The organism is Calidifontibacillus erzurumensis (assembly GCF_013303125.1).
In the GTDB taxonomy this organism is placed as follows: Bacteria; Bacillota; Bacilli; order Bacillales; family Bacillaceae_J; genus Calidifontibacillus; species Calidifontibacillus erzurumensis.
Genome location: NZ_JABTTE010000006.1, coordinates 88218 through 104248 on the forward strand (window position 1 = coordinate 88218; position 16031 = coordinate 104248).

Below are 16031 nucleotides of genomic sequence, written 5' to 3' on the forward strand. Positions count from 1 at the left end.
AGCTAGCTTTCCGCTAGCTTTTTTATTATTCATATTTTTTAAAGATAAGGGAAACATTATGTCCGCCGAATCCTAATGAGTTGGATAATACAGCATTGACTGGCTGCTTCCGCATTTGGTTAGGAACGTAATCTAAATCACATTCTGGATCTGGTGTTTCTAAATTCATTGTTGGAGGAATGATGCCATCAGCAATCGCTTTAACTGAGAAGATGGCTTCTACCGCACCAGCAGCTCCAAGCAAATGTCCTGTAACAGACTTCGTAGAGCTGACTGCCAGCTTATAAGCATGTTCTCCAAACGCTTCTTTGATCGCCATCGTTTCATATTTATCATTATAGTCTGTGCTTGTCCCATGGGCATTAATATAATCAATATCTTCAGGATTTAATCCAGCATCTTTCAGAGCTTGCTTCATCGCTCTTACGCCGCCTTCTCCGCCAGGAGCTGGTGCTGTAATATGATAAGCATCCCCTGTTGCACTATAGCCGACAATTTCCGCATATATTCTAGCCCCGCGCGCTAACGCTGATTCCAAAGATTCTAAAACTAGAATACCGGCACCTTCACCCATGACAAATCCATCCCGGTTCAAATCAAACGGACGGCTAGCCGTTTTCGGATCCGGATTTGTAGACAGCGCTTTAGCCATGCAAAAGCCTGCGAAAGCCATATTTGTAATAGGTGCTTCCGTACCACCAGTAATCATAATGTCAGCATCTCCACGCTGAATCACTTTAAAAGCATCACCAATTGAATTAGCTCCAGAAGCACAAGCTGTTGTTGTACACGCATTTACACCTTTTGCCCCTAAAACAATCGATACTTGACCTGCTGCCATATCTGCGATCATCATAGGTACATAGAAAGGACTTACGCGGCGATAGCCTTTTTCAAGAAAAATTTTATGCTGCTCTTCATGAGTTTCCATTCCGCCGATACCGGAACCAATCCAAACACCAACTCTAGGTGCAATTTCATCCGTAATTTCTAAGTTAGCATCTTTTACAGCCATCAAAGAAGCCGCCACAGCATATTGAGTGAAACGATCCATTTTGCGTGCTTCTTTTTTATCCATAAAATCTTCTGGTTTAAAATCATTTATTTCAGCTGCTACTTTAGCAGGGAATAAATCTTTATTCACCCTTGTTACTTCACCAATTCCTGATACGCCTGAAATAACATTATTCCAAGTTGTTTCTACATCTAGGCCGCAGGGCGTTACAGCACCAAGGCCAGTTACTACTACGCGCCTTTTTTCCATTCCGCAATGCCACCTTTCACTTAAAAATTTTCTATTTTATTATAATTCTAGTTAATATTATCCTGCTAGTTATTTGCCCCATTTTAGAGCAATAGCACCCCAAGTTAATCCTCCGCCAAAACCTACCATTACGATAATATCATCATCTTTTATTTTACCATTTTCTAATTCTTCCACAAGCGCGATCGGAATGGAAGATGAAGATGTATTTCCATACTTTGCGACCGTCTTGGACATTTTTTCTTCAGGCAACTCAAGTCTCTGTCTTGCCGCTTCCATAATGCGAATATTCGCCTGATGTGGCACTAAGAAATCGACATCCTCTTTCGTTAAACCTGCTTTTTCAATTACGTTGATGGCAGACTCGCCCATTTGACGGACAGCAAATTTAAACACTTCGCGCCCGTTCATGATAATATACTCATCTTGGTAAAGGTGTTTTCCTCCCGAACCGTCAGCACCTAATTCGAAAGCAAGAATTCCTCTACCTTCTGACACAGGTGCCATCACAGCTGCAGCAGCTCCATCACCAAATAATACAGCTGTATTGCGGTCATTCCAATCAATAATTTTTGAAAGCTTTTCCACACCGATGACAAGCACATTTTTATACGCACCTGTTTTAATAAATTGCTGTGCTGTCACCATTGCATACATAAATCCGGCACATGCAGCACTAATATCCATCGCTGCCGCATTTATTGCACCTAATTTCTCTTGGACCATGCAAGCAACTGAAGGAAATGGATAGTCAGGTGTTACAGTTGCCACTAAAATTAATTCAATATCTTCAGCTGTAATTCCAGCATCTTTTAATGCCTTTTCTGCAGCAAAATAAGCCATATCAGAAGAATCAATGTTATCAGGTGCAATTCTTCTTTCTTTTATTCCTGTACGTGTTTGAATCCATTCATCTGAAGTATCCATGATCTTTTCTAAATCAGCATTTGTTACAATCTTTTCAGGAAGGTATCGACCAATCCCAATAATTCCAGCATTCACTTTACGCAGCTCCTTTGCTTTTTTACATACATTATATGTATTGTTATCAAATATTATGACTTGGTACTAATTTTAAAGGGGTCAACTCTTTCCGTCAACCCCTCTATTTGCTTAATTATTTTTTGCTTCGCTTGCACCAAGCTCATAAGCATCATTCATCGCTTTTAATAATAAATTAAGCATCGGTTGCATCATTTCCATTTGTACTTCCAATCCTTTTTCTTTTAACAACTCTTGTGCTTCCGGTAAATATTTCATCGCTATTTGCATAAATTTCATATTTCTTTCTTGATTCATTTCATTCACCTCTCTATCATTTATAAATGACTTGGAAGTTTCCCTGTTAATTTATATAATTCAATTGCTTTGTTGATTTCAACCATAAAATCTTTAGGAACCTCTGAGCTAAACTTTCCTAAAGAAATCACACCATCTTGAAAATCATAAGATTTAATACCATGTTCAAAATTTCCTGTCATATATTCAGCTGCGACTTTTTCATAAAGTTTTCCTATATCTTGAATGGTGCTTGTCAGCACGGTTGCTTCTCCTAAATCCGACTGATCAGATATATAGCCAATTGCATAATGGCCATCTTGTTTAATTGCTTCGATAACAGGGATGTTAAAAGCATCACCTGCTGGATAATAAACATCTACACCAGATGCTTCCATTTCCTTATAGATTTTAAGCGCTTTTTTTTCATTTCCCCAACTTTTTGTATAACGTACATTAATGTTTATATCAGGTTTTTGATATTTGGCTCCTTCAATAAATCCTTGTACCTCCGGTTGCCAATCAAAAGCGGCAATCACACCAATTCGATTTGTTTTACTCATTTTTGCAGCAATCATTCCGCCGAAAAACCCCATGGCATGTGATTCAAACTGCAAGCTTGTCACATTATCAGCTGTAAAAGTTCCATTAAAATAAATGAAGTCTAAATCCGGGAATTGAGTATGTAAATCTTTGAAAAGCGGCCCGTATTCACTACCATGACCAAAAATGAGCGTAACACCTTTGTCTTCAAAATCTGTTATAGCTTCCTTAACAGCACTTTTCGTCTTAACATTTTCTTTATAAAATACATCGGCATTTAAAGCTGATTGTATCTTCAATAACCCCTTGTAACCTTCACTTCCCCACACTGGTTCATTAATCGTTTCAGGCAAAAGCAAACCTACTTTTGGTTTTGCTAAATTTTTGACTGGTTGTCCACATGCACTCACTAAAAGAGCAACTGCAAACAGTACAAAAAGAAGCTTCTTCAAAAAATCAGCCCCTCCCTATTTCTCTCTAACATTACTATTTTACTATTCAATGACAAAGATGTAAAAGAATTATCAATAAATATGCTGAACAACTATTTGTTTAACTTATAAAAGTCCTAATTTTCTTAAACGTTCCAAATGCTGATAGTGGTTTTTCTGTTGTAAAAGCCCTGTCTCAATCGATGTTTTTATATACTCGCTTAATGTATTATAAGGATCTTGATTGATTTTTACTGCTTCAACGTAACGGTCTTCACCAACCAAACTTGAATCGGATTTAATATCATTTATTAATAAACGGAAAGCTTTTTGCCATTGATCTTTTTTGTTGCTATACACAACGGTTGCTTTATTTTCAAGCGAATGGAATTGGTCGATATTTATTAAAATTTCTATTAGATCATCTATAAAAATGGCATCTTCTTGAATCGGATCAAGCGTTGGAGCAGTATTTCCTTCAATAAGCTGTTGAAAAGTCATTGATGGCGGCTGCCATGGTCCATAAATGGTAGGCAGTCTTAAAATAAAATAAGTAAATCCCTCATTGCTAGAGCTGAAAGTTTCAATTTCTTGTTCCAGATCTAGCTTAAGTTGACCGATCGCATTGCGGGGTTCTTTTATAAGAAAAGGATCACCACCATGAAGGTTAACATTTTCTTTAAAAACTTCAAAAGAAGACAAATAGACAAATTTACTATGTTGTTCCGCACAAAACTTCATGATTTTCTGTAATGTCGATTTTCCGACTGAAATTTTTTCACAAACATTTTCATCTTGAACATCCTGTTCATACATGCAATCATAGATGGCATCAACAGTATCAGCAACTTCCGGCAAATGCACGTCTTCAATTCGTTTATTTACAAAATAAAATTGACTATTCCGGACAATTTCCGAAAGCTTCTGTTCTTTGATCAAATCAGAACCGTCAGCACATATATCTATACCGACTACTTGATAGCCTTCATCCAAAAGCCGCTTCGTAAGCGAAAAACCTATAAAACCTAATGTCCCGATTACAATGGCTGTTTTCATAAAAATGCCTCCAAAGTTTTTATTACATACGTATGCACGTCGAGAGAAAAAAGAATTAAATTCAACAATTACAGTAATCCTTCTAATTTTTCAAATAAATGAGCAATGATGTGTTTCTGAATAAATGGAATGAAAAAGCTTCATTCACTGACGTTTTTATAAAGATATATTCTATTCTCAACAAAAATATTGGTCCGCATATCCTCTTTTTCCTTCCCACCATAAAAAGTATTTTTACTCATGTAAAAGATTCAATATTTTTATTTCCTTTTCATTGGAACATTGACAGAAAATGCATATTCACAACAACGTTGGTCATTTTTGAAAAAACACAATAAACATTGTTGGATTTTTATAATCTCATTCGATCGTCCGTCCGATGGAATTATTTGTATATTACTATAAAGTTTCAAATTTGTATTATTTTACAATTATTGTTTTTGTACCTTTTTTTCACCTTTAATTGGATTGGTATATTTTGGATATGGAATCCAGTCACAATTTCCATTTATTAATGCGGAACAGTAGGATATAGTTGGATTACCATTACTTGGTAAAATATTAAAATGTAACATAATGGAAGGGTTCAAAAGTTTAATAAAAGGAAGAGAAGAAAAATATGGAATTCTATCCATTTTTTAATAGGGTGTCAAGGTTTGGTCGATTTTGTTATCGAGCTACCTGGGGGGTATTCGATTATAAAAATGTCAGGCCATGAAGTTAAAATTTCACCTAGAATAAATGATGTTGTGTTTGAGGAGCCCACTATTCCTCCGAAGGTAATTGAAGTTGCATGGAATGATGAGCATATTATCTCTAAGCAACTAAATTTAGTAGAAGATCCAAAAAGTAATAATGGATACAAGATTCCGGATGAAAAACACCTTTTTATTGGATCATTGAGCTTAAATCGAATAAAGTTTTTGGTCCCTTCATCTTATTCTTGTATATTATACTTAAATGTGTGTTAAATTTTAAAAAAGCAAATGCATTTACCTATATTTTTTGGTTAACATATGGTAATATTAAAAAAGAATGTCTTTATATGAGGTGATTTTTAGATGCGTATTTTATGGACGGTTTTTTGGACATTTTTATTAAGCCAAATGCTTGTCTACGTTGTCAGCAGCATGACTGGCAGTACATATGACTTCATGCAAGGTGTATTTCTAACAGCAGTCTTTTCAATTATTATTATCTTCCTTGGTGAAGCTGGCGTTCCAAACGAACCACATGAATCCCATCATTAATGGTTCGTAATCAAGTACTTTTTATCGATCGGATAAACCTCTATATTTCACTTATGTTGAAATTAGAGAAAAGAGGCTGAATTTTAACATTCAGCCTCTTTCGTTTTCAATCAATTTGATCCTTTATTTACATTTATTTTTAACTCACCATTTTCTACATCAATGGTTACATTTGATCCATCTGTTATATTTCCGGCGATAATTTCCCTTGCCACTTTTGTTTCAATAAAGCGTTGAATAAATCGTTTTAATGGCCGTGCTCCATATACTGGATCAAAACCTTCTTTTGCAATATACATTTTCAATTTATCAGTAAGTGTCATTTTAATATGGCGGTCCTCAAGTCGCTTTTCAAGCTCCTTAATAAGCTTTTCAACAATGCCAGTAATTTCATTAATCGAAAGAGGTTTAAACAAAATCGTTTCATCTACACGATTTAAAAATTCTGGACGGAAATGCTGACGTAAAAGCCCCAGTACCTTCTCCCGTACTTCTTCAGAAATCGTTCCATCATTGTTGAATCCTTCTAAAAGATACGTTGAGCCGATGTTTGATGTCATGATAATGACCGAGTTTTTAAAATCTACGACACGGCCTTTTGAATCAGTAACCCTTCCATCATCAAGCATTTGTAATAAAATATTAAACACTTCTGGATGGGCTTTTTCGATTTCATCCAACAAAATAACTGAATACGGTTTTCTTCTGACGGCTTCTGTTAATTGACCTCCCTCTTCATATCCCACATAGCCTGGTGGTGCACCGATTAGTCTAGATACAGCATGCTTTTCCATATATTCCGACATATCGATGCGAATGAGCTGTTCTTCACTATCAAATAAACTTTCAGCTAAAGCTTTTGCTAGCTCTGTTTTCCCGACACCGGTTGGACCTAAGAAAATAAATGAACCAATTGGACGATTCGGATCTTTAATGCCAGCTCGCGCTCTTATAACTGCATCGCTGACAAGTTGCACCGCTTCATCTTGACCAATGACCCGCTCGTGCAAAATTTGTTCTAAACGAAGAAGTTTTTCCCTTTCTCCTTCCACAAGTCTTGAAACTGGAATTCCTGTCCAGCGCGCCACAATAGAAGCTACTTCCTCTTCTGTAACCTCTTCACGTAAAAGCCGACCGTTTTTTTCAGTCTCTGCCAACTTTTGTTCTTTTTCTTTCAACTGTTTTTCCAAAGCAGGGATTCGTCCATGCCTTAATTCAGCTGCTTTATTTAAATCATACTTCGCCTCTGCATCTTCAAGCTCTCTTCTTGCTTTTTCAATTTGTTCGCGAAGCTGTTGAATCTCTTGCAATCCTTTTTTCTCTTCTTCCCACTTTAATTTCATTCGCTGTGCTTTTTCTTTTAAATTAGCCAAATCTTTCCTTAAATTTTCCAACCTTTCCAAACTTGCTTGATCTTTTTCTTTGCTAAGTGCTGCTTCTTCTATTTCCATTTGCATAATTTTTCGCATCACTTCATCTAATTCTGTTGGCATCGAATCAATTTCAGTCCGGATCATTGCGCACGCTTCATCAATAAGGTCAATGGCTTTATCCGGCAAAAAGCGCTCTGTAATGTAACGGTCTGACAAGACGGCTGCTGTGACAAGCGCTCGGTCATGAATGTTCACACCATGATGGATTTCAAATCGTTCTTTTAAACCTCTTAAAATAGAAATCGTATCTTCAACAGTAGGTTCTTCAACAAGCACTTGTTGGAATCTTCGTTCAAGAGCAGGATCTTTTTCAATATACTTCCGATGCTCATCTAATGTTGTTGCACCGATACAGTGCAGCTCACCGCGAGCTAGCATCGGTTTTAACATATTTCCAGCATCCATTGCCCCTTCAGCTTTTCCTGCGCCTACAATTGTATGCAATTCATCAATGAATAGTAAAATTCGGCCGTTGCTTTTTTTCACTTCATTTAAAACGGCTTTTAACCTCTCCTCGAATTCACCACGGTATTTCGCACCGGCAACAAGGGCGCTCATATCTAAGGCAAAAATGGTTTTGTCCTTTAATCCTTCCGGAACATCTTTTCTAACGATCCGCTGAGCAAGCCCTTCAACGATAGCCGTTTTCCCAACCCCTGGCTCTCCAATCAAGACTGGGTTATTCTTCGTTTTTCGGGACAATATCCGGATTACCCGTCTAATTTCAGCATCGCGTCCGATGACCGGGTCAACTTTCCCTTTTTTTACTTCCTCCACTAAGTCACGTCCATATTTTTTTAATGCATCATATGTAACTTCCGGCGTCGGACTTGTCACCCTTTGATTTCCTCGTATATCTGCCAAAGCTTTTAACAATGAAGAACGGTTAAGCCCTACTTGCTTAAAAATTTTAGCCGTCTCTGTATTTGGCTTTTCATCCGTCATGCTAAGAAGCAAATGTTCAACTGAAATATATTCATCTTTTAACCTTTTCGCTTCATCTTCAGCACGGACTAATAACGCTTGCAGCCTCTGTGTAATATAGACGCTCCCAGATTCAACGCCAGAACCTGATACTTGCGGTATCTTCTTTAACGCTGTTTCCACAAGAGCTAATACGGTCTGTGTGTTGATATTTAACTTTTGTAAGATACTATTTGTAAGCCCTTCTTCCTGAGTAAGCATGGCTTGCAAAACATGCTCGACATCGACTTGCTGATGCCCTTTTCGCACTGCAAGTGACTGTGCATTAACAAGAGCTTCCCTCGTTTTTTCCGTCATTTTGTTCATGTCCATGAAAACCACTCCACTTCCCTTTAAGGAATTGTTTGACCATTTTTGACCTATATATATTATAGGATGTTTTTTTGGTAAAATACAAGTGGAACGAGTGTATTGTTACAAAAGTTCAACAAAATTTTAGAAATACAGGAATTTCATCTCATACAAAAGGGAAATTCACTCCCCCAGATTGTACAAGCTAAAAACCTTACCTCTCAAAAAACCCGCCTTGAATGTGTTCAGGCGGGTTTAAAAGCAGTAATTTTATTTAAATTTACTTTTATACGTCCATACGCGGTTATGATTTGAGTTTTCTGGGAAAGTATCCCCTGCTTCAAGCTTTACCATTTTCGGATTTTTAACCATAGAGCCTGTTTCACCAATTTCTACGTAAACACCGTTATTTGGTGCTTTTTGGCCGGCTCGAAAATGCCGTGGTTGTCCCATCGTAAAAACCTCCTTCTATTGAAAGGATCACTCTTATTATTTCCGATCCGAAAAAACTCATGAATGAAACAAAATGTTAAATTTCCACATTTAGCACTTCGATAAATAAGTCAGTATTATTAATTTTGATATAACCATTTTTCTTAAAAAATCCTAAGATAATTGTTGAGCGAATCCTATTTAAATTTAGATTAAGCAATAAACAGCAACGCATTCACATAAAAACCATTAATATTTATTTTTAATTACAAGTTTTTTTCGTATAGATTTTTGCTATAAGGGAATAAGTGAGAGATAATAAGTGAAAAGAGCAAAAAAGTTCATCCATTGTGGCAAGGTAGTCAAAAACATAGTAATTTTAAAGAACAAATTTGTGTGGTAACTTCACATTCCTCTTGCCAACCAAAAGTAAAGAATGACAAAATGAATGATTACTTAATGTATCGCTATAATTACCAAGGGTAACCTTAAAATACACATCATTCCCAGATTTATTATTTATTATAGAAAAATTTGGTACAGTTTAACAATCTTTATTGAAAAGAGCCAATTACTTTACGAAGCAAAAAAGGCTGGTTTTGAATCCAGCCTTTTTTCATATCAATTATTTAATTAATAAACCTAAAATTAATGCTTTTTGAACATGAAGGCGATTGCCTGCTTCTTGCACTACAACAGAATGAGGACCATCGATAATATCTGCTGTCACTTCTTCACCACGGTGTGCTGGGAGGCAATGCATGAACGAATAATCAGGTTTCGCATATTTCATTAATTCTTCATTCACTTGGTATGGTTGAAGTTTAGCAATTCTCTCAGCTGCTTCATCTTCGAATCCCATACTAGTCCAAACATCTGTGTAGACGAAATCTGCATCTTTCACTGCTTCAATTGGATCATTGACAACTTCAAGAACACTTCCAGTTTCTTTAGCAATTTGTTTAGCAATTGCTACAACTTCAGGCTTCGGTTCATATTCTTTCGGGCAAGCGACCACACAATCAAGCCCTACTTTCGCAGAACCGATCATTAATGAATGGGCAACATTGTTGCCATCCCCTACATAAACTAATTTTTGTCCTTTGAAAGTTCCCTTTAATTCATAAACAGTCATTAAATCAGCCAATGCCTGACATGGATGGAAATCATCTGTTAACGCATTAATGACCGGAATGGAAGCATGTTTTGCCAATTCAACAACTCTTTCATGTTCAAATGTTCGAATCATAATGATATCAATATATTCTGATAAAACTTCAGCTGTATCAGAAATTGGTTCTCCTCTTCCTAATTGAGTATCTTGTCTATTTAAAAAGATCGCATGCCCACCTAACTGAGTCATGCCAGCCTCAAAGGAAACACGGGTACGTGTTGATGATTTCTCAAAAATCATAGCCATTGTTTTTCCTTTTAATATGTCTAACGTTTGACCTGCTTTATGCAATTTTTTTAATTCGATTCCAGCTTTAATAATATCTATTATTTCTTCTTGTGTTAAATCAATTAATGTTAACAAATCTTCTACATGTAATTTTGGAATTGGAATATTTGTTGTTAAACTCATTTAAACCACTTCTTTCGTTTTAGATTTTGCCAACCAATCTTGAATGGATGTGACTGTAAAATTAGTTTCCTTATTTCCGATTAAAAAGCCTTCTACGGTTTCCCATTCAGTAAAGACGTGTATGCGATATTTGATAGCCAATTGTCTTTTTTCGATTTCTTCTTCTGTTTTTTGTTTAGACAGGCTAATAAGGGCAAGTGCTTCTGGCTTTTGCACCCATTTTTTGTAATCAACGCCAGTCGCTACAACTAAGCCTGCATTACGAATGCGTTGGCTAATTTCCTCTACATATTCAGGATTTAGGTTGCTTTCGTCAATAAAGACTTCATTTTTATTATTGGCTTTTTGCTCGTTCCAATGGAATACTTTATAAAATGCTTCTTCTTTCGTTTCAGCAATAGCAATTCCTTCACCGGTAGATTTCATTTCAGGTCCTAATACTGGATCAAGTCCTGCCAACTTAATTGTTGAGAACACTGGGTATTTAATCGTTATATAAGGGCGATCAGGCAATAGCCCTTTTTGATCAGTTATTTCATTTAAATATTTCCCAAGCAATAATTTTGTCGCAATTTGTATGACAGGCACTCCTGTTACTTTACTTAAAATTGGCACCGTACGGCTTGCACGAGGATTTACTTCCAATACATAGACGTTGCCGTTAGCTATGACAAATTGAATATTCATAATTCCTTTAAAATTTAATTCTGCAGCAATCCGCTTTGAATATTCAACAATACACTCTTTTTCAATTTCAGAAATGGAAATTGACGGTAAAACCGCTGTGCTATCCCCGGAATGAACACCAGCTTTTTCAATATGTTCAATAATTGCTGGAATTAAAATTTCTTTTCCATCAGTTAATACATCCACTTCTGCTTCTTTACCAGCAACGTAAGCATCAAGTAATATCGGAAATACTTTATCTTCTTGGTTATTGATTAGTTGTTTCAATTCTTGTTCATTATTTAAAATAATCATCCCTTGTCCGCCAATGACATACGATGGTCTTAACAGCAATGGGAATCCAATTTTTTCTGCTTTTTCTAATAAATCATTCACATTGTAAGCTGTTTCTCCAGGAATATGAGGAACATCGACTTTTCTTAACAATTGATAGAACCGATCACGATCTTCAAGCTGATCAATGACGTCTTCAGTTGTACCAAGAATGTTCACACCAGCTTTTTCCAATGCTGCCACTAAATTAATTGCTGTTTGCCCGCCAAATTGAACGATTACATCATTTGTTTCTTCTACTTCGAGAACATTTAAAACATCTTCCAATGTCAACGGTTCAAAATATAATCGGTCAGCCATTTCATAATCTGTGCTCACCGTTTCCGGGTTATTATTGATCATAATCGTTTCATAGCCTTCTTCTTGAAGAGCTAATACACCGTGAACAGAGCTGTAGTCAAATTCAATTCCTTGGCCGATACGAATTGGTCCGGAACCGATGATGCAAACTTTTTTCTTATCGCTCTTTTCAACTTCACATTCACCAAAATAACTTGAATAATAATATGGCGTATTCGCTTCAAATTCAGCTGCACAAGTATCAACCATCTTATAGCTGGCTCTAATATTGAAACGTTTCCTTACATTTCTTACTTCCAACTCATCCACATTCCAGACAGAAGCTAAGTAGGAATCAGAGAATCCATATTTTTTTATTCTTTTCATAAAATCTTCTGTCAGTGTATCAATTGTAGATGCTTCAATTTCTTGTTCCATTTTTACTAATCGGTCAAAACAAGAGAGGAAAAAGCTATTAATTTTTGTCTCTTGTTCAATTTGCTTTATTTCAACGCCTCGTCTTAATAGTTCCAAAATGGCAAAGAAGCGGCGATCATCTGCATTTTTTACGATTTGCCAAAGCTCGTTTTCGTCCATTTTCGTAATAGATTTATGTTTTAATCCAATTGCCCCAATTTCTAATGAGCGAATTCCTTTTTGCAAGGCACTTTCCAAATTGCGGTCAATGGCCATCACTTCACCGGTTGCTTTCATTTGCGTGCCAAGCAAACGGTTGGCGCTTGGAAATTTGTCAAATGGCCAACGTGGAAATTTGACAACGACATAGTCGACTGTTGGCTCAAAGCTGGCATACGTATGCCCTGTTACAGGATTTAATAATTCATCTAATGTATAGCCGAGGCTTAATTTTGCAGCAATCCTGGCAATTGGATAACCGGTAGCTTTAGATGCTAGTGCTGAAGAGCGGCTCACCCTCGGATTAACTTCAATTAAATAATAGTTTTTGCTGTATGGGTCTAATGCAAATTGAATATTGCATCCTCCAATAATGCCGAGCGCTCGGATTATTTTAATGGAGGCAGAACGCAGCATTTGATATTCCATATCCGTTAATGTCTGCGCCGGAGCTACAACAATTGAATCACCGGTATGAATGCCTACAGGATCGATGTTTTCCATACTACAAATCGTAATGCATGTATCAGCAGAATCCCGCATTACTTCATATTCAATCTCTTTATAGCCGGCAATGCTTTTTTCAACTAAACATTGAGTGATCGGACTCGCATCGAGACCACTGCGGACAAGATCAACGAATGTATCTAAATCATAAGCAATCCCACCGCCAAAGCCTCCCAATGTATAGGCTGGACGGACGATGATTGGAAAACCTACTTTTTCAGCGAATTGTACGGCACCATCAATATTTTCTACAATTTCGCTTTCTGGGACAGGCTCGCCTAATTCATGCATAAGGGCGCGAAACGCTTCACGGTCTTCCCCTTTTTGGATGGAATCAATCGGTGTTCCTAAAAGCTCTACATTATATTTTTCTAATATCCCTTTTTCATGCAGTGAAAGAGCTAAGTTTAAGCCCGTTTGCCCCCCTAGCGTTGCCAAGATGCCATCAGGTTGTTCTTTTTGAATAATTTTTTCGATACTTTCAACAGTTAAAGGTTCAAAATATACAGCATCTGCATTCACTTCGTCGGTCATAATTGTTGCCGGATTATTATTGACAAGAACAACGCGCAAGCCTTCTTCTTTCAATGCTAAACATGCTTGTGTGCCGGCATAATCAAACTCGGCTGCCTGCCCGATGACAATCGGTCCTGAACCGATTACAAGTACTGTCTTGATGTGATTAGATTTAGGCATATACTTTTTCTCTCCTTACACTATTCATCAAGCTGACAAAATCATCGAAAATCCATGCGCTGTCGCTCGGTCCAGGATGTGCTTCAGGATGAAACTGCACCGAGATCACTGGAAGGTGAAGATGAGTCATACCTTCTACCGATTTATCATTTACATTCAAATATCGAATTCTAAATCCCGTTCCTTTTAAACTGTCTTCATCAACGACAAAAGTATGGTTTTGCGATGTCATAAACACTTTTTTCTGATCTAAATCCATCACAGGCTGATTGCCCCCACGATGGCCGAATTTCAATTTTTTCGTATTTCCACCAAAAGCGAGCGCCACTAACTGATGACCAAGGCAAATCGCTAAAGTCGGGTAATTTTGAACAAGTTTCTTGATTACAGGCAAGTGGAACTCCATTTGTTTTGGATCTCCAGGTCCGTTTGATAACATAATTCCATCCGGTCTCATGGCCTGAATCGTTTCATATGGCGTGTTGTAAGGTACAACCGTAACTTTGCAGCCAGCTTCCATTAATGAAGTTAAAATCGATTTTTTATAGCCGAAATCGACTAAAACAACATGATAAGAACCATCACCATATGATTGGATTTCCTTCGTTGAAACTTCGCTGATAAGCATTTTTTCTTCAATCGTCTGATAGTTTTCAAACGTTGCCTGTTCTGGATGTGAAACCATTTGTCCACCCATAACCCCTTGCGTACGAATTCTTCTGACGACAGCTCGCGTATCGATGTGGGCTAAAAGCGGGATATTCCATTTTTGTATATATTCTTGAAACGTATGAACCGCTTCATAATGATGGTTTCCGTCACTTGATTCGCAAATGATAACGCCGGAAACTTGCGGTTTTACACTTTCAAAATCCGTTTCGTTAATACCATAGTTCCCGATAAGTGGATACGTAAACACGACAATTTGTCCTTTAAATGAAGGGTCTGTAAGTACTTCTTGATAACCCGTCATACCTGTAAAAAACACGACTTCCCCTTCAACTGGCTTTTCTGGCACTTGACCGATCCAAGATCCCTCAAATTGATCGCCATTTTCTAAAACAAGATAACCTTTCACTATTTTACACCCCAACGACGAATATTTATTTAAATTTAAGTATTTTTATTCACTACGGACAAAAAATTTCCTAGCCCTTTCGAAAGCTAGGACATTTATTACAATCCAACTTTTGCGAATGACTGAAGAGATTGTTTTAATATTTGGACTGCTTGATCGATTTCCTCAAAGGAAACAGTAAGTGGAGGTAACAAGCGAATCACTTTTGGTCCTGCCGTTAATACGAGTAACCCTTGCTTATGAATTTCTTCGATGAAAGGACTTACATCTTGATCACATTCAATGCCAAGCAACAATCCTTTTCCTTTCACCTGCTTAACGAACGGAATGTTATCCAGCTCTGTATTAAGTTTCGTTAAGAAATATTCACTTTTTTCACGAACTTGTTGTAAAAATTCCGCTTGGAAAATTTCTTCCAACGTTGCTTTTGCTGCAGCCATCGCAAGCGGCGTTCCTCCGAATGTCGAACCGTGTGTGCCCGGACTAAACGTATCTTTTAAATGAGCTTTGCCGATCATCGCTCCAACTGGAAATCCGCTTCCAAGCCCCTTAGCCACCGTAATGATATCAGGGGAAAGGTCTGCATGTTGGTAAGCAAATGCTTTTCCAGTTCTTCCAATACCCGTTTGGACTTCGTCTATGATGAATAACGCCCCATATTTTTCACACAATTGCTGGCATTTTTTTAGGAAAGCATCTTCTCCGGGGTTAACGCCTCCTTCACCTTGAATAACTTCAAGCATAACGGCGGCAATCTCATCGTTCATTGCCTCTTCAATTGCATTTTCATCATTGTATGGTAGATAAATAAATTCTTGAAGCAACGGTCCAAAACCGGAATGAATTTTCTCCTGACCGGTTGCAGTCATCGTTGCAAATGTACGTCCATGGAATGACTGCTTAAATGTAATGATTTTATGGCGGCCGGTATGTTTTCTTGCAATTTTAATGGCCGCTTCATTTGCTTCAGCACCGCTATTGCAGAAAAATACGTAATCGCCTACGGAATGTTCTGTTAATAGTTTTGCAACACCTTCTTGGTGACTTGCTTGAAAAAGATTGGACACATGCCATACTTTATTTAACTGCTCTTCAATGGCTTTCTGTACTTTTGGAGGACGATGCCCTAAATTGCATACGGCAATGCCAGCAATAAAGTCCAAATATTCTTTTCCATTTTTATCGATAACTTTTGTTCCTTTTCCTTCAACAATTTCTATATCCCAACGAGCATAGTTTGGAAATAATGCGCTCATTCTTTCACCTTC

At 37.3% G+C, this 16031-nt stretch carries 13 protein-coding genes; 2 read left to right on the top strand and 11 right to left on the bottom strand.

Annotated features, from left to right (window positions below; genetic code table 11):
- Positions 1–25: 25 nt before the first annotated feature.
- The 5 genes from fabF to HR057_RS06790 form a co-directional block, all read right to left on the bottom strand.
- Positions 26–1264 (bottom strand): beta-ketoacyl-ACP synthase II, encoded by a 1239-nt coding sequence (gene fabF, locus HR057_RS06770; RefSeq protein ID WP_173730672.1) that lies wholly within the window; start codon positions 1262–1264, stop codon positions 26–28.
- A 69-nt stretch (positions 1265–1333) separates the two neighbouring features.
- Complete coding sequence (locus tag HR057_RS06775) at positions 1334–2266, bottom strand: beta-ketoacyl-ACP synthase III (RefSeq protein ID WP_173730673.1); 933 nt, start codon at positions 2264–2266, stop codon at positions 1334–1336.
- A gap of 111 nt (positions 2267–2377) precedes the next feature.
- On the bottom strand, positions 2378–2563 hold the full coding sequence (locus tag HR057_RS06780) for a ComZ family protein (RefSeq protein WP_173730674.1): 186 nt from the start codon (positions 2561–2563) through the stop codon (positions 2378–2380).
- Positions 2564–2583: 20 nt separating this feature from the next.
- Positions 2584–3537: a BMP family ABC transporter substrate-binding protein gene (locus HR057_RS06785; protein ID WP_173730675.1), complete on the bottom strand. Its 954-nt coding sequence runs from the start codon at positions 3535–3537 to the stop codon at positions 2584–2586.
- Between the two features lie 105 nt (positions 3538–3642).
- Complete coding sequence (locus HR057_RS06790) at positions 3643–4572, bottom strand: NAD-dependent epimerase/dehydratase family protein (protein ID WP_173730676.1); 930 nt, start codon at positions 4570–4572, stop codon at positions 3643–3645.
- A 656-nt stretch (positions 4573–5228) separates the two neighbouring features.
- On the opposite strand from HR057_RS06790, the gene HR057_RS06795 reads away from it, so the two are divergent.
- Together HR057_RS06795 and HR057_RS06800 are read left to right on the top strand one after the other, a co-directional pair.
- Positions 5229–5543 carry a DUF3997 domain-containing protein gene (locus tag HR057_RS06795; RefSeq protein WP_173730677.1) on the top strand — a complete coding sequence of 105 codons (315 nt, stop codon included), beginning with the start codon at positions 5229–5231 and terminating at the stop codon, positions 5541–5543.
- A 90-nt stretch (positions 5544–5633) separates the two neighbouring features.
- Complete coding sequence (locus HR057_RS06800; protein WP_173730678.1) at positions 5634–5822, top strand: YjzD family protein; 189 nt, start codon at positions 5634–5636, stop codon at positions 5820–5822.
- A gap of 110 nt (positions 5823–5932) precedes the next feature.
- Here HR057_RS06800 and clpB read toward each other — a convergent pair whose 3' ends face one another.
- From clpB to HR057_RS06830, 6 genes are all read right to left on the bottom strand, one after another.
- A complete protein-coding gene (gene clpB / locus HR057_RS06805; protein WP_173730679.1) occupies positions 5933–8551 on the bottom strand; it encodes an ATP-dependent chaperone ClpB in 2619 nt (872 codons plus the stop codon).
- Between the two features lie 249 nt (positions 8552–8800).
- Positions 8801–8983, bottom strand: coding sequence for a YjzC family protein (locus tag HR057_RS06810; RefSeq protein WP_173730680.1), 183 nt, complete (start codon positions 8981–8983; stop codon positions 8801–8803).
- A gap of 604 nt (positions 8984–9587) precedes the next feature.
- Complete coding sequence (gene argF, locus HR057_RS06815; protein WP_173730681.1) at positions 9588–10547, bottom strand: ornithine carbamoyltransferase; 960 nt, start codon at positions 10545–10547, stop codon at positions 9588–9590.
- A complete protein-coding gene (locus tag HR057_RS06820; RefSeq protein WP_173730682.1) occupies positions 10548–13685 on the bottom strand; it encodes a carbamoyl phosphate synthase large subunit in 3138 nt (1045 codons plus the stop codon).
- Positions 13678–14763 (bottom strand): carbamoyl phosphate synthase small subunit, encoded by a 1086-nt coding sequence (locus HR057_RS06825; protein ID WP_173730683.1) that lies wholly within the window; start codon positions 14761–14763, stop codon positions 13678–13680. Before HR057_RS06825 ends, HR057_RS06820 begins: the two co-directional genes overlap by 8 nt.
- A gap of 98 nt (positions 14764–14861) precedes the next feature.
- Entirely contained in the window at positions 14862–16019 is a 1158-nt protein-coding gene (locus HR057_RS06830) for an acetylornithine transaminase (RefSeq protein ID WP_173730684.1), read from the bottom strand.
- Between the last annotated feature and the right edge of the window lie 12 nt (positions 16020–16031).